We start from the raw sequence: 17,117 nt of genomic DNA on the forward strand, positions 1-17,117 counted from the left end.
GGTCGTGTCGACGTGAGTAGTATAGCACTGTGCAAATCATCAGCAAGGGCATCCTGCGGATGCCGCGCTATCCATCCACTCACTAAAAGTAAGCGGTTTTTCGCGCTGATTGATAATGTTTAAGTTAACCTTATGATGTAGAACGATGCTGGCAAATGCAATTGCCAAGCGGGGTAGCTCTCCCCGGGAGAGAGCTGGGGAATCGCGCCGCTGGCCTTGGCAGCGACGCGAGTAGACGATGCGTTAGAATGTTTCCCACTCGTCAGCAACTGGCCCAGCTTTTTGGGTAGGTGTTTGTTGGGGAGATGAAGATTGCTTAATTACGCCTGCTGGCGACTGCAGCCCCTGTGGTTGATAACCGTCCGCCACTTTGAAATACGCAACCGCACTTGCAAGGTCTTGCGCCTGCTCGCCCAACGAGGCCGATGCCGTGGCCGTCTGTTCAACCAGTGATGCGTTCTGTTGAGTGACATCATCCATCTGGTTAATCGCAATGCTCATTTGGTCAATGGCTGAGGTCTGCTCATCAGATGCTCGGCTAACGTCTTCCATAAGATCGGACACTTTACCGATATTCACCACTATCTGCGCCATCGACTCCCCAACGGCTTTCACCAGATTACTTCCCTGTTCAACCACGCTGTTATTGTCGGCAATCAAATCTTGAATTTGTTTAGCCGCATCAGCGCTGCGCTGCGCCAGGCTTCTGACTTCTTGCGCGACCACCGCAAAGCCCCGGCCTTGCTCACCGGCGCGAGCAGCTTCTACCGAGGCATTTAAAGCGAGAATGTTAGTTTGAAAGGCAATGCCGTCGATTAAGGCCACGATACCGCTAATTTTTTCTGAACTGCTATTGAGTTCATCCATTTTATTAACGGCTTCTTTAACTTTTTCCCCACCATAGCTCGCTGAGCGGCTAGCGGTATGTGCAAGCGCGTTCGCTTCGCCAATGTGCTGGGTATTATTTTTTACCGTCGCCGCCACCTGCTCCATACTGGCAGCGGTTTCCTGAAGGCTTGAAGCCTGCTGCTCAGTACGCTGGGAAAGGTCAATATTGCCCGCAGAAATTTGTCCTGAAGCGCTAGAAATGGCACCTGCTGACGCCTGGATACTGCCGATCAACCCCTGCAGCTTGCCCTGCATATCCCCTAGCTCACTGAGCATATCGCCAATTTCATCACGCTGGGTATGTCGAACTGTCTGGGTCAGATCACCTTCGGCCATGGCATGGAAATGCTGGCGGGCTTGAGCAAGCGGCTGCAGAATACGCTGAATAAGCAGCCAGCTAAGTATACCCGCCAGCACAACAGCGATCATTAATGCTCCCAGCATTAAGTTCCTCATTAAGCCAGCCCGTGACACAGCGCTCTCATAACCTGCCTGCGCCTCGCGCTCTTCTTGCTCAATCAACTCATGTAAGACGGCATTCATCTGGCGGTATGCTGGCAGCGCCTGAGTAAACGCCATCTCATTGGCCTCATCGTAGTTACCCAATGAGTAGAGTGGCATCGTGGGAGCTACCGTCACTAACAGCTGCTGATAGCTTTCGCGAAAACGCGCCGCTAATGCCTCTACTTCGGCAGACATCTGGGTGTCAGAGAAGGCATGCCAGATGGTGTCGATCTGCGAGATATTTTGGACAATATTGTCCATGTGCATCTGCACGGAATGGTCATGCAGTCCGCTAACGCTTAGCCACGGGTCATGCTGGCCCGCAAGCGACAGCTCCATAATCATATCTTTAGAGTGTTCATTGAGCTGAGCAATACGCTGCGTATCGCGCAGGTTCTCTTGGTAGATGGTATCCACTGCGCGGTTAGAAGAGACCATTCCGCTAAAGCCCAACGCACCAATGATCAACATCAGCACTAGCATAACGATAACCATTAACGTTAGGCGTTTTTTAATTGTCATTCTCAACATAGTAGCTCTCGGCGCTTAAGCGCATGGCGGGTAGTATGTATGTGCAGAGCTACTATTTTACGCCTCATCATCTATTAGCTAAATCCACCTAATTGATACGCATCAATTAAACGCGCTTTTTCTCTATTAATTTTGCACCGCTATGATGCAGTTTACCCCATCCCCGTCTGTAGCCGCCTAGTGGGCTAACAGCGTTTATATCACCGCTTAGAAATTTGTAGTAAACTTGTCTACTCTTTAATTGTTTCACAGTGACTATTCAAAAGGAGTTTGCCCTATGGCGTATGAAACGCTGTTTACCCCTATCCAGCTTGGCAGCCTGTCGGTCCCCAACCGCGTCATCATGGCGCCGCTGACCCGTTCACGCACGCCGGATAGCGTGCCGGGCAAGATGCAGGAAGCTTATTACGGCCAGCGTGCGGGGGCAGGGCTGATTATCAGTGAAGCCACCAATATTTCCCCTACGGCTCGTGGCTATGTGTACACGCCCGGCATCTGGACCGATGAGCAGGAAGCGGGCTGGAAAGGCGTCGTGAATGCAGTTCACGCCAAAGGTGGCCGTATTGCCCTGCAGCTGTGGCATGTGGGCCGCGTTTCCCATGAGATGGTGCAGCCCAACGGCCAGCAGCCGGTAGCCCCCAGCGCGCTGAAAGGGGAAGGCGCCCAGTGTTTCGTCGAGTTCGAAGACGGCACCGCTGGCCAGCACCCCACCAGCACGCCCCGCGCGCTGGAGACCGACGAGATCCCCGGTATCGTGGAGGATTACCGCCAGGCGGCCATTCGCGCCAAGCGCGCCGGGTTCGATATGGTCGAAGTCCATGCTGCCAACGCTTACCTGTTGAACCAGTTCCTGGCCACCGGCACCAATAAGCGCACCGACCAGTACGGCGGTTCGCTGGAAAACCGTGCCCGCTTCCCGCTGGAAGTGGTCGATGCGGTCGTGGAAGTGTTTGGTGCTGAGCGTGTCGGCATCCGTATGACGCCGTTCATCGAGCTGTTCGGCTTGACCGACGACGAGCCGGAAGCCATGGCGTTCTACATGGCCGAAGAGCTCTCCAAGCGCGGCCTGGCCTACCTGCACCTGAACGAGCCCAACTGGGCAGGTGGCGATATCACCTTCCCCGATGGTTTCCGCGAGCAGATGCGCGAGCGCTTCAGCGGCAGCCTGATCTATTGCGGCAACTACGACGCCGAACGTGCCGAAGCGCGCATCAAGGAAAACACCACCGATGCCGTGGCCTTTGGCCGCCCCTACATCGCCAACCCCGATTTGCCGGAACGCTTCCGTGTGAACGCCCCGCTCACCGAGCCGAACCACGAAACCTTCTACGGCGGCGACGAAAAGGGCTACACCGATTATCCTTTCCTGGATAACGGTTACGACCGTATCGGCTAAGCATTTCAGGCCAACGCGCGTTCAGGGCTTCCCCACTTAGGGGAACCCTTAAGCATGAAAAGCATCACTCAGGTGGTGCTTTTTTATGCCTTGAGCGCATGAAACGCTGTTAATCTGTTGATTCTATCGTTTTAACGCGATATCCCTACTGCTGGATAGGTCGCTCATGTTCGGCTCTTTGCTGACGCTGCTCGTCTCGCTACTGCTGGTGGGAGCCGCCGCCATGACGGGGCACGCTTTCGCCCCGACGACTGGCGGGTCTACATGACCGAAGATGCGCCTCTGCGCGGTGCCAGCCTGGCCGTCTATGACGCTCAATGCTTCCATCTGGCGGTTGAATAGCGCCTAGGCGTTAACGGACAACAGGGATTCACTCCATGGATATGACTTCTCTTCCCGTACTGCTGGCTTTCGCCTCCTTGTTACTGGGCGTGGTGGCCGCGTTGATCTTCATCTACGTCGTCATGCCCAAGCGGCGGCATGCCAGGGAAAAAGCCGTAGAGCCCCCCCCCGCCGTGGCCAAGGACACCACGCCCCCGCCCGCTGAAGAGCCTCCGCCGCCCACCAAACGCACCGGCAAGGTAAAACAACATTCGCTGTTCGTCATCTTCCATCAGCCGGATGCCTCGACCGATGCCCGACTGACCGAGTGGCTGAGGGAAAAAGGCGCCCATTACGATGCCATCAAGAAAGTCTTTCTGATCGACGGCCAGCAGCCCTCCAACCCCGTCACCGTGGCGAACGCCTTTCCGCCGGGGGAAATGCCCGACCTGCTGAGGGGCGAAACCCACGAGCCGATCCGTGGGGTTAGCCTGCTGGTGAAGCCGCCGCTGCATAAACGCCGCAATCAGCAGATGCACGTGTATGTAGAGCTCGCCAAGGAGATGGACGAGACCTTCAGCGGGAAGATGCTGGACGCTGACCGAGAACCGGCCAGCGAATCCACATACGCGCAGATCATCGGCTGACTCAGATCACGCCCTGACTGCGCAGGTAGTCGTCGTAGCTGCCGCTGAAGTCGACGATGCCCTCCGGCTGCATGTCGATGATGCGGGTGGCGAGGCTGGAGACGAACTCGCGGTCGTGGCTGACGAACAGCAGCGTGCCAGGATAGTTCTCCAGCGCCAGGTTGAGCGCCTCGATGGACTCCATATCCAGGTGGTTGGTGGGCTCGTCCATCAGCAGCACGTTGGGGTTGGTGAGCGTTAGCTTACCGAACAGCATCCGCCCTTGCTCGCCGCCAGAGATCACCTTCACCGACTTGTTGATGTCGTCGCTGGAGAACAGCATGCGGCCCAACGCGCCGCGTACCACCTGTTCGCCGCCTTTGGTCCACTGGCTCATCCACTCGAACAGAGTGGCGTCATTGGCGAAGTCGTCGGCATGGTCCTGGGCGAAGATGCCCAGCTCGGCGGCATCGGTCCACTTCACTTCGCCAGCATCGGGGCGCAGGTCACCGGCCAGGGTTTTCAGCAGGGTGGTTTTACCAATGCCGTTGGGGCCGATAATGGCAATCCGCTCACCCGCTTCCACGGTCATGGAAAAACGCTTGAACAGCGGTTCGCCGTCGTAGCCTTTGGTAATGGCATCGACGTTTACCGCGTTGCGGTGAATCTTCTTGTTCTGGTCGAAACGAATGAACGGACTGACGCGGCTGGAGGGTTTGATGTCTTCCAGCTTGATCTTGTCGATCTGGCGCGCCCGGGAGGTGGCCTGCTTGGCCTTGGAAGCGTTCGCCGAGAAGCGGCTGACGAACTGCTGAAGCTCGGCAATTTGCGCTTTTTTCTTGGCGTTGTCGGCATACTGACGCTCACGCGCAGCGGTGGCCGCCGTCATGTAGTCGTCGTAGTTACCGGGGAACAGGGTGATCTCGCCGTAATCCAGGTCGGCCATGTGGGTGCAGACGCTGTTCAGGAAGTGGCGGTCGTGGGAAATGATCACCATGGTGCTGCTGCGCGCTTTCAGAATATCTTCCAGCCAGCGGATGGTGTTGATGTCCAGGTGGTTGGTGGGCTCGTCGAGCAGCAGTACGTCCGGGTCGGAGAACAGTGCCTGGGCCAGTAGCACGCGCAGTTTCCAGCCGGGGGCGACTTCGCTCATGGGGCCAGTGTGCTGCTCCAGCGGAATGCCCAGCCCCAGCAGCAGCTCGCCCGCGCGGGACTCGGCGGTGTAGCCATCCAGCTCGGCATACTGCACTTCCAGGTCGGCCACGGCCATGCCGTCTTCTTCGCTCATCTCGGCCAGCGAGTAGATCCGCTCACGCTCGGCGGCTACTTTCCACAGCTCCGCGTTGCCCATGATGACGGTGTCGATCACTCGCTCGTTCTCATAGGCAAACTGGTCCTGACGCAGCTTGCCCAGCCGCGTGCTGCTGTCCAGCATCACCTGCCCTGAAGAGGGCTCCAGCTCGCCGCCGAGGATTTTCATGAAGGTAGACTTGCCGCAGCCGTTGGCGCCAATCAAGCCGTAGCGATGGCCGTTATTGAACTTGACGGAGACGTTTTCGAACAGGGGCTTGGCCCCGAACTGCATGGTGATATTGGCGGTTGCGATCAAGATAGAAACCCTGGTTGGCGAAATAGCCCTGGTGGAAGAGCGGCACGCGTGCAAAAGCACGCGATTCTACGCGCCTTTGGGCCACGTTACATCTCCCCTCAAGGCTTCTGCTCACCGTCTTTTACCGTCTGCGCGGGCATGTCGAGCAGAAAACGTTCACCATCAATCGCTTGGCGGAGTCGCGAGTAGAGAATCTCGACAATGCCCGCGTGCTCACCTACTAGCGCGGTGGTCGCCACCGTTAATCCGCGATGGCGTTGCTCGGCGGCGGCGCAAATCTCGGCAATGTCACCGCCTTCACCGGCATGGCGGCCAGGCGAGAGAAACAGCGTCGCCAGCACCACGTGGCCGCTGCTGAATTCGGGAGTATCCAGCAGGCGCTCCAATAGCGGCTCGTTAAAGCGGTACTCGTCGCCGTCACGTCGCTCCATAGAGGCCGCCGCCACGCAGCGCACGTCGTCGCCCAACAGCACGCTCAATTGCCCCGCTAAGCGGTTACGCACGGCGGTAACATCGGGGATAGGGCTGCCGTGATCCACCAGTGCGATCTTGGCAGCACCTTGTTCAGGCAGTTGCGCACGTACGTTATCGGCCAACAGCTGTGCCAAGCGCAGGTCGTTATTCCCCAGCTCATCCACCAGCGGCTGAGCAACCCGCACCGACACGTTAGGAAAACGCGCCTGTAGCGCGGCCATTCGCTCGGGCAAGTACCCCGTTAGCGCTTTGCTGGGGCCGAAGAAAAACGGCAGCACGATAATCTCGGTCGCGCCTGCCTCGGCGCTGCGTTCGGCGGCGGGGCCTAACGTAATGGCGGGAATGCCATCGACCTCTTCAGCGGGGATTTTATTGGAGTGCAACAGCGAGGCCGCCTGAACAGTCTCCCCGAGCGTCTCGCTCAACGCTGCCGCCACGCGGCGCAGATTATGGGTCGCCTGAGGCCGCAGAGAGCCGTTATCGACCAGAAAAATAGCGCGCATCGCGTTCATCCTTTTCAATCGGAGCGTTAATGAGCCGCCAGTACGTCTGCCGCCACCACGGGAATGGCCGCGTGGCGGCACAGGTCGAGCACATAGCGGTCGCGGGCGTAGAGGCCGTTGCTGCTCAGTGAGAGGTAGCCTAGACGGTCGTCGTGATGCACATCCACGCCCGCGTCATAGAGCACTACGTCTGGCTGGTAAATCAATCGATAACCCGGATGATGAACCACCGTTAACGCCATGCGCGTGCAGCCACTTTGGTCACAAATGTAGATCGCTTATGTTGCTTGATACCACGACGTTAAACCAGCAAAGAAACTTCTTCGACGGCCATGCGGACATCTGGCTATTTGGCTACGGCTCGCTGATCTGGAAGGCCGATTTCGACTATCTGGAGCGCCGCCCTGCGGCCATTACCGGCTGGGCGCGGCGCTTTTGGCAGGGCTCCCACGACCATCGCGGCACCCCCGAAGCACCGGGGCGTGTGGCGACGTTGATTCGGGCCGAAGGCGCGGTGTGCCACGGCATGGCCTACCGCATCACCCCAGAGGTGCTCGCACCGTTGGATGTGCGGGAGAAAAACGGCTACCTGCGGGAAAAAGTCACGCTGACGTTTTTGGATGAAGCGGGTAACCCTGACGCCGACCAAGCGCCTAGCGAGGGGCTGATTTATCTGGCCAGCGAAGACAACCCGGCGTTTTTAGGCGATGCCCCGCTGGCCGATATCGCCCAGCAAATAGCCCAGGCCCATGGCCCCAGCGGCCCCAACAGCGCTTACTTGCTGAACCTGGCCCAGGCGCTGCGCGAGCTGGGCACCGAGGATGCACATATTTTTGCCTTGAAGGAGCACCTGCAGCGCTACCGATAGGCGGGCTACATCATCAGCCACGACAGGATAAACAGCCCAATCAGCGTGCGGAAAATGCCGCCAATAATGGAGCCACGCAAAAACGCACGCAGCCCGCCGATAAAATCGTCGAAGGCGCCGAAAAAGCTGGTGAAGATACCCAGCAAGAACTCGACCACGATGCGGATCGCATCGCCAATCGCCTCGCCAATGCCCTCAAAAAATCCGTTTGCCTGCATGCGCTTTTTCCATTGCTCGAAGGGATTCGCTATTGTCAAGCGAAAACGCGGTGGCTGGCAAAGCAGCTGCTGCTCATGTTTCCACCTTTCGCCTATTCCCTTTTTAGCACCGTCGCGTTACAACGTCAGTATGCCATCGCGGGAGAGACTGGTGCCTGCCACCAGCGCCGAAGGAGCAACGACCCCGGAAACTCTCAGGCCAACGGACCGCGACGGCCATCCATGACGTTCCGAAGAGCGGTTGATGACTGCGTCACTCAGCCCACCGAAGGAGCAAGCGCCATTCCAGCGGCGTGAATCTCTCAGGTTCCATGACGGAAGGGGTACGCCCGGCCAATAGGCTGCCGGGGGTATCGCCCGACGCTCATACAATCTGTGGAGAGACTCATGCAACGCATTGCCATCATTGGCGGTGGGATCACTGGCATCACCAGTGCCTACGCCCTCGTAAAGCGCGGTTTCGACGTCACCGTCTTCGAAAAGCATCGCTACGCCGCCATGGAAACCTCGTTTGCCAACGGTGGGCAGCTGTCTGCCTCCAACGCAGAGGTGTGGAACCACTGGCCCACGGTCATCAAGGGCCTGCGCTGGATGCTCAAGAACGACGCCCCACTGTTGGTGAACCCGCGCCCGAGCTGGCACAAGCTGAGCTGGTTTGCGGAATTCATCGCCGCCATTCCCCGCTATGCCGACAACACCACCGAAACAGCGCGCCTCGCCATCGCCGCCCGAGAACACCTGTTCCAGTGGGCCCGTGACGAGCAGATCGATTTCGACGTGAAGCAGAAAGGCATCCTGCACATCTACCGCGACAAGGCAGGCTATGAGCATGCCGCCAGGGTATCGCAGCTACTGCACCAGGGCGGGCTCGAACGCCGCGCGGTGACCCCGGATGAAATGCGCGCCATCGAACCCACACTGGCCGGCAGCTACTACGGCGGTTTCTTTACCGAAAGTGACGCCACGGGGGATATTCACAAGTACACCAATGGGCTGGCGAAAGCCGCTGCGAAACGCGGTGTGAAGCTGAACTACGGCCATCAGGTGACCGACCTGGGCGCCGATGAGAACAGCGCCTGGGTCAGCGCTTCAATCGACGGGGAAGAAATACGCCAAAGCTTTGATAGCGTGGTGGTGTGTGCAGGCGTTGGCAGTCGTGCCATCGCCGCCAAGTTGGGTGACCGCGTTAACATCTACCCGGTCAAAGGCTACTCCATCACCGTACAGCTGGACGACGAAGCCTCACAGCAGGCCGCGCCGACGGTGAGCCTGCTGGATGACGAAACCAAGCTGGTGACCAGCCGCCTGGGCAACGACCGCTTCCGCGTGGCGGGCACCGCAGAGTTCAACGGCGCCAATCGCGACATTCGCAACGACCGCATTCAGCCGTTGGTGCGCTGGGTGGAGCAGTGCTTTCCCGGTGTCAGCACCCAGCGGGTCGTCCCCTGGGCTGGCCTGCGTCCGATGATGCCGAACATGCTGCCCAAAGTGGGCCCGGGCCGCTTGCCGACGGTGTTCTACAACACGGGCCACGGCCACCTGGGCTGGACACTCTCGGCCATCACCGCCGAGTTGCTGGCGGATGCGGTGGATACCACCGTGGCCACACCGCTGGCGGCCTCGCGGTAAGGCTGGCACCTGCGCTCCCTGCCGGGCGCCGATCAGGCGCCTGGCAGGCTACGCCCTCTTGAGCTGCTGCACCGACGCCACCAGGTCATTGAAGCGCTCCCCCTGAATCATCACATGGTCGCGCAGCAGGGTTTCCGCCTGCTGGGCCTCTCCCGCCGCTATCGCCGCCACAATGGCGTCGTGCTCGGCAAACGAGCTTTCCAGACGCATGCGCACCTGTAGCTGCATTCTGCGATAAGGCTGCAGGGCCGCATGCAGCCGCGCGGCCTCCTGCGCCAGGAACTGGTTATGACTGGCTTCGTAGATGCGCTGGTGAAACAGGCTGTTCTCGTAGTAATAACCATTGCTGTCGCCTGCCTCCACCTTGGCCTGACAGGCTCGATGAACGTCCTGCAGCAGCGCCAGCTCGTCGGCGGTGATGCGCCGCGCCGCCAACGGAGCGTGCTCAACAAGTGGCGTGAGCATTCCCCCCCTCGGCTTTATGTACCCCATCGCCGAGCAGGCGAGACTGCTCGGCGATGCTTTTACCCTTTCCCCCCTTCCCATCAGCATGCACCGGGTGTTGCCAGCCTTTCGATCCTCTCCCTCTTGAGCACATTGCCAAAGCCTGTTAACTTAATAGTAATAATTATCATTAACACAGGGAATATCCTCTCATGTAGCCTGATAAATTTTTTCGCCACAATCGCCGCCATGCAAAAAGCCAGTACGACAGGCAAAGGGATGCCTGCGACGACTAATGCCAGTGTGACGGGGGCAAGGACTGCCGTTTCATCGGTACCCGGCGCCACCCCAATAGCGGTATAGACAACCACGCCTATCAACGCGGCGATCAACATCTGCAGAAGGATGAGTGCATCCATGACTACACCTCACCTTCGATATCCAGCTGGCGCTTAGGACGCAGGCAGATCGCATTGATGGAAAATCCCAGCAGCGCTCCACACAGGCCGATAATTAACGGCATAGGCGCTGGCCACGGAGTAAAAATGAACCCACCCAGTGCCAGTGGGGTAGAGATCGATAGCGCGATCATGAATGGTTGACGCACGTCTGAGGAAGCACCTTCGCCCGCTAACCTTTATCTAATGGTATGCTTTTGCCCCGCTTTCGCGGGGCTTTTCATATCACCGACCCAAGCATTCGAGGCGCCCATGCTTCCTGATTACTCCGTCATCGCCTGGCTGTTGATCATCTTTTCTGTCTATTTGACCGGGGTGTCCAAGGGCGGATTCGCAGGTGGGTTCGGCACGCTCTCGGTGCCCTTGATGGCCCTGGCGATCAGCCCTACCCAGGCGGCGGGGCTGCTGCTGCCGCTACTGCTGGTCATGGATGCCTTTGCCGTCAAGGCATGGTGGGGCAAGCACTCCCGCGCGGAGGTTTGGCGTTTCGTGCCGGGCCTGTTCATCGGGGTGACCGTCGGCACGCTGCTATTTGGCAGCCTCAGCGAAGAGGGCGTGCGTTTGGTGCTGGGCATTCTCTCCGTGGCCTTTGCGGCCTACATGCTGCTCAAGCCCGTGGCGAAGAAACCCATTTCCACCCGCTGGGCACTGCCCGCCTCCAGCGTTTGCGGCTTCACCAGTTTCATCGCCCACGCAGGGGCACCGCCCATGAACATGTACCTCATGCCTCGCCAGCTCTCCAAGGAGACGTTCATTGCCACCTGCACGGTGACCTATGCCGTGGTCAACAGCATCAAGTTGGGCCCTTACGTATGGCTTGGCGAGGTCAACATGACCAGCGCCTGGGCGTCACTGCTGCTGGTACCGGTTGCCTGGATAGGGGTGCGCAACGGCCTCTGGCTGCAAAGCCGCGTCAATGAAAAGCTGTTTTATCGTCTGGTGATCATGGCCATGTTCGTGGTGGGCCTCAACCTGGTCTGGCAGGCGCTGCGCTAGCAGCAAGCATTACAGCGCCACGATCAACAGCCCCAGCAGCATCACCAGCGTGCTCAGTGTCTTGGCGCTGGAGGCAGGCTCCTTGAGCCACAGCACCCCCATCAGCACGCCAACCGGAATCGAGAGCTGGCGCAGCGCCACCACGTAACTGACCTCGTCGGTCAGCGCCATGGCCATGAGCACCAGCCCGTAGGTGCAGGTCATCATCAAGCCCGTGGCCACCAGCATCGTCAGCCCCTGCTGTCGCAGCGCAGGCAATCGGCGGCGCTCTGCCGGCAACACGGCCAACAGCGGGAGCGCCCACAGCAGCGTCATCAATGCCTGCAGGACCATGAAGACCGCCCCTGCCGTCAGGCTGCTATGGCCAGCGCCTTGCATGACACCCAGGGCTTGCTTGTCGATCAGCGAGTACCCCACGGTGCCCACCGCCGCCAGCAGCGCAAAGCCCATGGCGGGGGAAAGATACGAAGCAAGACGGCGAGCCTCGAGTCGGCTGAGCGGCAAGCCCAGCGCCCCTAGCATGATCAGCAGCATGCCGACGCCATCCCAGAGGCCAAGGCCACGATTGCCCAGCCAGGCAATCGATACCAGTGGCACCATCACCACCGGCAAGGCACGGGCAATGGGATAGAGGACGCTCACCTCTCCCCGGGCGTAGGCCCAGGCGAGCCCTCCCATATAGAGCATCTGGCAAAACCCGGACAGCACCAGCCAGCCCCAGAAGGCACCCGGCAGCGCCGTCAAGGAGGGGCCTAACACCAGCAGCGGCAACAGCGCCACACCCCCAGCGCCATAAGCCAGCGCAAACGACCCAAGCGAGGGCGCGTTGCGCTTGCCCAGCACGTTCCACCCGGCGTGCATGCACACCGAGACCAGCACCAGGGCGAGCGCGGTGGGGCTCATACGGAAGCCACCAGGGCAGGATCAGCGGGGTGTTCGATGAAACGGTAATCAGGCAGGTCGTGCGTCATGGGCTGGCAAATGCGTGGTGGGTTGGCGGTTCACAAAGCTAAATGCTCTGCTCGGTATCGGCTCGCCAGTCTAAGCGTTGCCAGCCTTCGACGCCAGCCACCTCCGCCAGCACCGGGTCCGGGTTGACGGCAATCGCACAATCGACATATTGCAGCAGCGGCAAGTCGTTGCGGGAATCGGAGTAGAACGTGGTATGGCACGCCTCGACGCCCTGCTCCGCTAGCCACTGCTGTAGCCGCGTGACCTTGCCGCCACGGTAGGAAAGCACCCCCACGCTGCGCCCGGTGTACATGGCGCCGCCTGGCAAGCGGTCCTGCTCCAGCTCCACCGCCAGCACGTGGTCGATCCCCAGCATGGCTGCTATGGGCGCGACCAGATGGCAGGCCGACGCCGAGATCAAGACCAGCGTATCGCCCGCCTGTCGGTGCACATCGAGACAGCGCCATGCCTGCTCGAAGATGCGTGGCTGCAGGTGGGTGGCCACGAAACGCTCGACTTCTTTTTGAACGTCGTCGACCCGACGGCCACGCAACGGCGCCAGCGTCATCGCCAGGTACTCTTCCAGCTTCAACTTGCCCGCATGATAAGCCTGCTGCATCGCTTCTGCGCGGGCCATGAACCCTTCGGCATCGCTGACCCAGCCTTGCTCTATCATCCATAAATTCCAGCGGTCGCTGCAGTCTCCATCCAGGAGCGTATCATCAAGGTCGAACAGGGCCAGGCGCATGGCAAACTCCTATCGTCGCGATATGGCGCGCGTAGGGTATGCCATGGATGATGACAGGACGATGACGCGCGGCTAACCCTGGCGGCTTAGCCAGGTGGCGGCAAACTCAGCCGCTGGCAGAGGCCGCCCAAACCAATACCCCTGAGCCTGATGACAGCCCAGCTGGGCCAGCAGCTCGGCCTGGGCCTGTTGCTCGACACCCTCGGCCAGGGTTTTCATGCCCAGCGCGTTGGCCATGGCGATGATGGTCTGCACGATGGCGCGATCATGGGGATTGTCCAGCATGTCGCGCACGAAAGAGATATCGATTTTCAAGGCATCCGCCTCGAATCGGCGCAAGTAGGAGAGCGACGAATACCCGGTGCCAAAGTCATCGATCAGCAGCGCATACCCCGCCTGACGCATGGCCTGGGTAATCATGACCGCCTGGTCCGGGTCCCGCATGAAGTCGCTTTCGGTCAGCTCCAGGGCCAGCGCTTGCGGCGGCACTCCTCGGGTGAGCCGCGCGACGTGCTCGGTCAGCCGTGGGTCGGCAAACTGCTGGGCGGCCATGTTGATCGACAGCCGCCCAGGCAGCGGAGTGCCCGCCACCTGCCAGTCCGACCACTGACGCGCCGATGCTTCCAATACCCAATCGCTCAGCAGGCGTATCAACCCACGCTGTTCGGCAAGGGGGATGAACTCACCAGGGCTGACCCAGCCCCACTCCGGGTCATGCCAGCGGCATAGCACTTCGGCACCGGTCAGTGCATAGGTCTCAAGGTCTACCTGCGGCTGAAAGTAGAGTTCCAGACGACGCTCGATGATGGCGCGGTGCAGGCGTTCGGTCATCCACTGCTGGCGCTCCAACGTGCGGCGCATGGTCTGCGTATAGGGAGATATGCCCGTATCGCGCTGCTTGGCATCGTGCAGCGCAATACTGGCGGCGTTGAACAGCTCGGCGGGGGCGGCCACGTCACTGGGGTAGCGCGCGAAACCGATGCTGGCCTCCAACTGAAACTCACGGTGCTCCAGATGAATCGGGTGCCTGATGGCCTCGATCACTTGCCTGATGAAGGCTTCCAGTGCGACTCCCTGATGCTGCGGCAGAAGTAGTGCGAACTCATCGCTGGAGAGCCGCGCGCAGTGGCCACTCAGGTCATGCAGGTGCTGGAGGCGCTTGGCGACGGTGGCCAACAATACGTCGCCCACCTGATGGCCATGCAGGTCATTGATCTCCTTGAAGCGACGCAGGTCCAGCAGCACTAGCGTCAGCGACTTACGCTCGCGCTGGGCCTGGGCGCCCAGCGTCGCCAACAGCTCCATGAAATAGGCGCGATTGGGCAGCTCGGTGATGGTATCGATATAGGCCAACTGGTGAATGCGACGATGATCTCGACGCCGCTCCAGCTCGGCCGCCGCACCGGTCGAGAGTATTTGCAGTACCGATGTGGCGAAGGCATTGGTGGACAGCGGCTGTCGGTAGAACACCATCATGACCCCAATGGCATCGCCCTGGGCATTATCCAGCCGCCTCCCGATCCAGGCCTCGGCCCTCAGGGCATTACCCGGCAGCCAGTAGTCAGCGCCGTGCAGTTCGGTACTTTCCTGTTCGATGACCACTCGTTCGGCGGGCGTGCCAGGCAAGGCAAAGTGCCCGCTCGCCTGAGTCTCGCCGTCCACGACCAGGCTGACCAGACTGGCGGTCGTCGCAGCCATGGCACCGGTTGCATCAGGCAGAGCGTCACCGGGCAGAGGGGGCTCCAGCAGGGCAATTAAGCCTGCATCTGCCTCCAGCAGGCGCGTCAGGGTCGTGATCAGCTGTAAAAAGTAGTCGTCCCCGATCCGCGAGGTCACCGTGGATGCCACCTCCACCACGGCTTGCTGTACTCGCTGTGACACTTGCTGATCGGTCACATCGGTGATGAAGCCTTCAAAGCAGAGCGGCTCGCCGCTCTGCGTATAAATGGCCTGGCCCTGCTCCCAGACCCAGCGTTCGCGGCCATCACGATGCCGCAGCCGATAGGTCACCCGAAAAGGGCAACGCTCTTCGATGGCTTTCTGCGAGGCAGCCACCAGACGCGGAAAGTCGTCTGGATGCACCAGCTCAGCAAAGCTAATGACACGGCTCCCCACTAACTCATCCGGGTGATATCCCGTCAGGGCGGTGGCGCCATGACTCGCCAGCAGCATGGTCCAGTCACGGTCGTTTTGGCACCGATACGCCATGCCGGGCAGGTGATTGAGCTGGGTATCCAGACGCCGCTCGCTCTCTTTGGCTGCCAGCTCGCTTGCCTGCAAGGCGCTCTCGGCCTGGCGGCGGCCCAGCTCAGCCCCCGCCTGGGCTGCCGCAATACGCAGGATTTCGTTCTCAAGCCCATCGAATGCCCGTGGCCGATTGCTCAATACCGCCATGATGCCTATGGCCGCGCCATCGGCAGCAAAGAGCGGCAAGCCCATGTAGCTCTCGGCGCCCAACTGCACCAGCAGCTCATCCTCCGGAAAAAGCGCCTGCACGTTGCAGGGGTAGAGGCAGGGTTGGTGGCCCACGACGGTTTCGCAGGGTGTCCCCGTCAACGAGTAACGGATATTGCCTGCGAGCGCGCCGCTTGACCACACGGACAAGGTTTCCGCTATATTAGGCTCTCGGATCACAGCAATCAGGGCATGCTCCACTGCCAGCAGGCGCGCCAGCTGTTCCACCAGCGCGTCGAAGAAGGAGGGCCGGTGGCTATGCCCAAGCCCCTCTGCCAGTTGGCGAAACATCTCTGCTGCTTCTTGTCTGGTGTGCATCACGGCACTCGCTTGTGTCATTTTTAAGCAGCTCGGCTTTGACTCTTTTTAACCTGAATTCAGGTAAAAAAACACAGTGACATTTGCAGCATAAACCAGGGTCTTAGGGATAGAGGCTGTACCACCGTCATATCGGTGCGGCGTACACTATGGTAAACAATAGCTTTCCCTATACGATAAGTCGCCCACTCCGCTGTTCGGCGTACGAGGAGATCACATGACGGGCTCAGCCGCCATCAGCGACGCGTTCTACCATGAGCTTGCCAGTCAGCTCCCCCCTACCCTGGGGAGCACACTGCAGAAGTGTCAGGGGCTTCCGTCACTGCCTGCCGTTGCCATGCGTGTCCTGGAAGTTGCCAGCACGGCTGAGGCGACCCTGACGGACTATGCCACGACCATCGAACATGACCCTGCCCTGACGGCCAGAGTGCTGAGCGTGGCCAACAGCGTGCACTACCTGCGCGCCAGCCAACCGCCCTTGACCTGTTTCGAAGCGACACAACGGCTGGGCACCGATGCCACTCTGGCAACGGTGCTCAGCTTCAAGCTATTTGAACAGCACAACGGTACGCCTAGCCAGCGCCTTTATTGGCAGCGCGCCTTTACGGCGGCCGTTACGGCCAGCTACTTCGCCCAACAGCACTGCCCTGAACAGGCCGGGTGCGTGTTCACGGCCGCGCTGTTGCAGGATATTGGCATGCTTGCCCTGCAGAAAGCCTTCCCGGTCGATGCGGAACACCTTTATGGCAATGAAGGCGTGTCGCACCAGCAGGTCACGCAAGCCGAGCAGCGCCTGTTTGGCTGTGATCACGCGCTGGTGGGTGCATGGCTACTGTTGAAGTGGGGCGTACACGAGACACTGGCGCGTAGCGTGTATGAAAGCCATGGTCCGCTGGATACCGACAACCTGGCGGATCTGTGCATCCGTTTGTCGGGTCTGGTCGCCGATGCCTGGCTATCCCCCGACCCCTCTCAGGCGTTGGCGCTGCTGATGCGCCAGTCAAACCTGATGAAGCTACCTGAGCCGTTGGCCCTTGATACACTGCTCACCTACCTACAACAAACGTTACCACCGCTGTCTCAATCGCTAGGCATTCCGCTGGCCCTAGGGTGCGTTAACAATTGCTGATGGAGATCGGGCTGATTTAGAATATCAGCATTTTTCGGTGATCTATGCCTCG

General features: G+C 59.8%; 17 protein-coding genes and 2 riboswitches. Of the genes, 6 read left to right on the forward strand and 11 right to left on the reverse strand.

The window, feature by feature from the left end:
- Window positions 1-243: 243 nt before the first annotated feature.
- A complete protein-coding gene (locus CWI66_RS15795) occupies window positions 244-1,923 on the reverse strand; it encodes a methyl-accepting chemotaxis protein (protein ID WP_100732216.1) in 1,680 nt (559 codons plus the stop codon).
- A gap of 277 nt (window positions 1,924-2,200) precedes the next feature.
- Here CWI66_RS15795 and CWI66_RS15800 point away from each other — a divergent pair, with 277 nt between their 5' ends.
- Window positions 2,201-3,319 (forward strand): alkene reductase, encoded by a 1,119-nt coding sequence (locus CWI66_RS15800; RefSeq protein WP_100732217.1) that lies wholly within the window; start codon window positions 2,201-2,203, stop codon window positions 3,317-3,319.
- 377 nt (window positions 3,320-3,696) lie between these two features.
- A complete protein-coding gene (locus CWI66_RS15810; RefSeq protein WP_100732219.1) occupies window positions 3,697-4,287 on the forward strand; it encodes a cell division protein ZipA C-terminal FtsZ-binding domain-containing protein in 591 nt (196 codons plus the stop codon).
- A 1-nt stretch (window position 4,288) separates the two neighbouring features.
- On the opposite strand, the gene CWI66_RS15815 is transcribed toward CWI66_RS15810, so the two are convergent.
- The 3 genes from CWI66_RS15815 to CWI66_RS15825 all read right to left on the reverse strand — a co-directional run bounded on the left by CWI66_RS15815 (window position 4,289) and on the right by CWI66_RS15825 (window position 7,094).
- A complete protein-coding gene (locus CWI66_RS15815; protein ID WP_100732220.1) occupies window positions 4,289-5,875 on the reverse strand; it encodes an ABC-F family ATPase in 1,587 nt (528 codons plus the stop codon).
- 98 nt (window positions 5,876-5,973) lie between these two features.
- Window positions 5,974-6,852, reverse strand: coding sequence for a sirohydrochlorin chelatase (locus tag CWI66_RS15820; RefSeq protein WP_100732221.1), 879 nt, complete (start codon window positions 6,850-6,852; stop codon window positions 5,974-5,976).
- 26 nt (window positions 6,853-6,878) lie between these two features.
- Window positions 6,879-7,094 carry a hypothetical protein gene (locus CWI66_RS15825; RefSeq protein ID WP_157808989.1) on the reverse strand — a complete coding sequence of 72 codons (216 nt, stop codon included), beginning with the start codon at window positions 7,092-7,094 and terminating at the stop codon, window positions 6,879-6,881.
- 38 nt (window positions 7,095-7,132) lie between these two features.
- Between CWI66_RS15825 and CWI66_RS15830 the strand changes: the two genes are divergently transcribed.
- Entirely contained in the window at window positions 7,133-7,720 is a 588-nt protein-coding gene (locus tag CWI66_RS15830; protein ID WP_100732222.1) for a gamma-glutamylcyclotransferase, read from the forward strand.
- A 5-nt stretch (window positions 7,721-7,725) separates the two neighbouring features.
- Here the strand turns inward: CWI66_RS15830 and CWI66_RS15835 are convergent, their stop codons facing one another.
- Window positions 7,726-7,938, reverse strand: a complete 213-nt coding sequence (locus CWI66_RS15835; protein ID WP_100732223.1) for a hypothetical protein — start codon at window positions 7,936-7,938, stop codon at window positions 7,726-7,728.
- Between the two features lie 129 nt (window positions 7,939-8,067).
- A riboswitch (glycine riboswitch) is annotated at window positions 8,068-8,158 on the forward strand.
- A riboswitch (glycine riboswitch) is annotated at window positions 8,159-8,266 on the forward strand.
- 59 nt (window positions 8,267-8,325) lie between these two features.
- Here CWI66_RS15835 and CWI66_RS15840 point away from each other — a divergent pair.
- Window positions 8,326-9,567, forward strand: coding sequence for a D-amino acid dehydrogenase (locus tag CWI66_RS15840; RefSeq protein WP_100732224.1), 1,242 nt, complete (start codon window positions 8,326-8,328; stop codon window positions 9,565-9,567).
- 48 nt (window positions 9,568-9,615) lie between these two features.
- Here CWI66_RS15840 and CWI66_RS15845 read toward each other — a convergent pair whose 3' ends face one another.
- The 3 genes from CWI66_RS15845 to CWI66_RS18080 all read right to left on the reverse strand — a co-directional run bounded on the left by CWI66_RS15845 (window position 9,616) and on the right by CWI66_RS18080 (window position 10,618).
- Entirely contained in the window at window positions 9,616-10,032 is a 417-nt protein-coding gene (locus tag CWI66_RS15845) for a GntR family transcriptional regulator (RefSeq protein WP_232710956.1), read from the reverse strand.
- Between the two features lie 80 nt (window positions 10,033-10,112).
- Complete coding sequence (locus tag CWI66_RS18440; RefSeq protein ID WP_232710959.1) at window positions 10,113-10,430, reverse strand: hypothetical protein; 318 nt, start codon at window positions 10,428-10,430, stop codon at window positions 10,113-10,115.
- Window positions 10,431-10,432: 2 nt separating this feature from the next.
- A complete protein-coding gene (locus CWI66_RS18080) occupies window positions 10,433-10,618 on the reverse strand; it encodes a hypothetical protein (RefSeq protein ID WP_157808990.1) in 186 nt (61 codons plus the stop codon).
- Window positions 10,619-10,721: 103 nt separating this feature from the next.
- On the opposite strand from CWI66_RS18080, the gene CWI66_RS15855 reads away from it, so the two are divergent.
- Window positions 10,722-11,465, forward strand: coding sequence for a sulfite exporter TauE/SafE family protein (locus tag CWI66_RS15855; protein ID WP_081136022.1), 744 nt, complete (start codon window positions 10,722-10,724; stop codon window positions 11,463-11,465).
- A gap of 9 nt (window positions 11,466-11,474) precedes the next feature.
- On the opposite strand, the gene CWI66_RS15860 is transcribed toward CWI66_RS15855, so the two are convergent.
- From CWI66_RS15860 to CWI66_RS15870, 3 genes are all read right to left on the reverse strand, one after another.
- Complete coding sequence (locus CWI66_RS15860; RefSeq protein ID WP_100732226.1) at window positions 11,475-12,368, reverse strand: EamA family transporter; 894 nt, start codon at window positions 12,366-12,368, stop codon at window positions 11,475-11,477.
- A gap of 106 nt (window positions 12,369-12,474) precedes the next feature.
- Entirely contained in the window at window positions 12,475-13,164 is a 690-nt protein-coding gene (locus tag CWI66_RS15865; protein WP_100732227.1) for an HAD family hydrolase, read from the reverse strand.
- 72 nt (window positions 13,165-13,236) lie between these two features.
- Window positions 13,237-15,936 (reverse strand): bifunctional diguanylate cyclase/phosphodiesterase, encoded by a 2,700-nt coding sequence (locus tag CWI66_RS15870; protein ID WP_198517600.1) that lies wholly within the window; start codon window positions 15,934-15,936, stop codon window positions 13,237-13,239.
- A 217-nt stretch (window positions 15,937-16,153) separates the two neighbouring features.
- Here CWI66_RS15870 and CWI66_RS15875 point away from each other — a divergent pair, with 217 nt between their 5' ends.
- Complete coding sequence (locus CWI66_RS15875; protein WP_232710961.1) at window positions 16,154-17,065, forward strand: HDOD domain-containing protein; 912 nt, start codon at window positions 16,154-16,156, stop codon at window positions 17,063-17,065.
- Window positions 17,066-17,117 lie beyond the last annotated feature (52 nt).

Source organism: Halomonas sp. 141 (assembly GCF_002810305.1).
GTDB lineage: Bacteria > Pseudomonadota > Gammaproteobacteria > Pseudomonadales > Halomonadaceae > Vreelandella > Vreelandella stevensii.

What these genes read in the sequence shown, in the direction of transcription:
- CWI66_RS18440 (WP_232710959.1), bottom strand. Translation starts at nt 10,430, where the DNA reads ATGGATGCACTCATCCTTCTGCAGATGTTGATCGCCGCGTTGATAGGC.
- CWI66_RS15830 (WP_100732222.1), top strand. Translation starts at nt 7,133, where the DNA reads ATGTTGCTTGATACCACGACGTTAAACCAGCAAAGAAACTTCTTCGAC.
- CWI66_RS15855 (WP_081136022.1), top strand. Translation starts at nt 10,722, where the DNA reads ATGCTTCCTGATTACTCCGTCATCGCCTGGCTGTTGATCATCTTTTCT.
- CWI66_RS15835 (WP_100732223.1), bottom strand. Translation starts at nt 7,938, where the DNA reads ATGCAGGCAAACGGATTTTTTGAGGGCATTGGCGAGGCGATTGGCGAT.
- CWI66_RS15845 (WP_232710956.1), bottom strand. Translation starts at nt 10,032, where the DNA reads ATGCTCACGCCACTTGTTGAGCACGCTCCGTTGGCGGCGCGGCGCATC.
- CWI66_RS15820 (WP_100732221.1), bottom strand. Translation starts at nt 6,852, where the DNA reads ATGCGCGCTATTTTTCTGGTCGATAACGGCTCTCTGCGGCCTCAGGCG.
- CWI66_RS15825 (WP_157808989.1), bottom strand. Translation starts at nt 7,094, where the DNA reads ATGGCGTTAACGGTGGTTCATCATCCGGGTTATCGATTGATTTACCAG.
- CWI66_RS15875 (WP_232710961.1), top strand. Translation starts at nt 16,154, where the DNA reads ATGACGGGCTCAGCCGCCATCAGCGACGCGTTCTACCATGAGCTTGCC.
- CWI66_RS15810 (WP_100732219.1), top strand. Translation starts at nt 3,697, where the DNA reads ATGGATATGACTTCTCTTCCCGTACTGCTGGCTTTCGCCTCCTTGTTA.
- CWI66_RS15795 (WP_100732216.1), bottom strand. Translation starts at nt 1,923, where the DNA reads ATGTTGAGAATGACAATTAAAAAACGCCTAACGTTAATGGTTATCGTT.
- CWI66_RS15840 (WP_100732224.1), top strand. Translation starts at nt 8,326, where the DNA reads ATGCAACGCATTGCCATCATTGGCGGTGGGATCACTGGCATCACCAGT.
- CWI66_RS15860 (WP_100732226.1), bottom strand. Translation starts at nt 12,368, where the DNA reads ATGAGCCCCACCGCGCTCGCCCTGGTGCTGGTCTCGGTGTGCATGCAC.
- CWI66_RS15800 (WP_100732217.1), top strand. Translation starts at nt 2,201, where the DNA reads ATGGCGTATGAAACGCTGTTTACCCCTATCCAGCTTGGCAGCCTGTCG.
- CWI66_RS15870 (WP_198517600.1), bottom strand. Translation starts at nt 15,936, where the DNA reads ATGCACACCAGACAAGAAGCAGCAGAGATGTTTCGCCAACTGGCAGAG.
- CWI66_RS15865 (WP_100732227.1), bottom strand. Translation starts at nt 13,164, where the DNA reads ATGCGCCTGGCCCTGTTCGACCTTGATGATACGCTCCTGGATGGAGAC.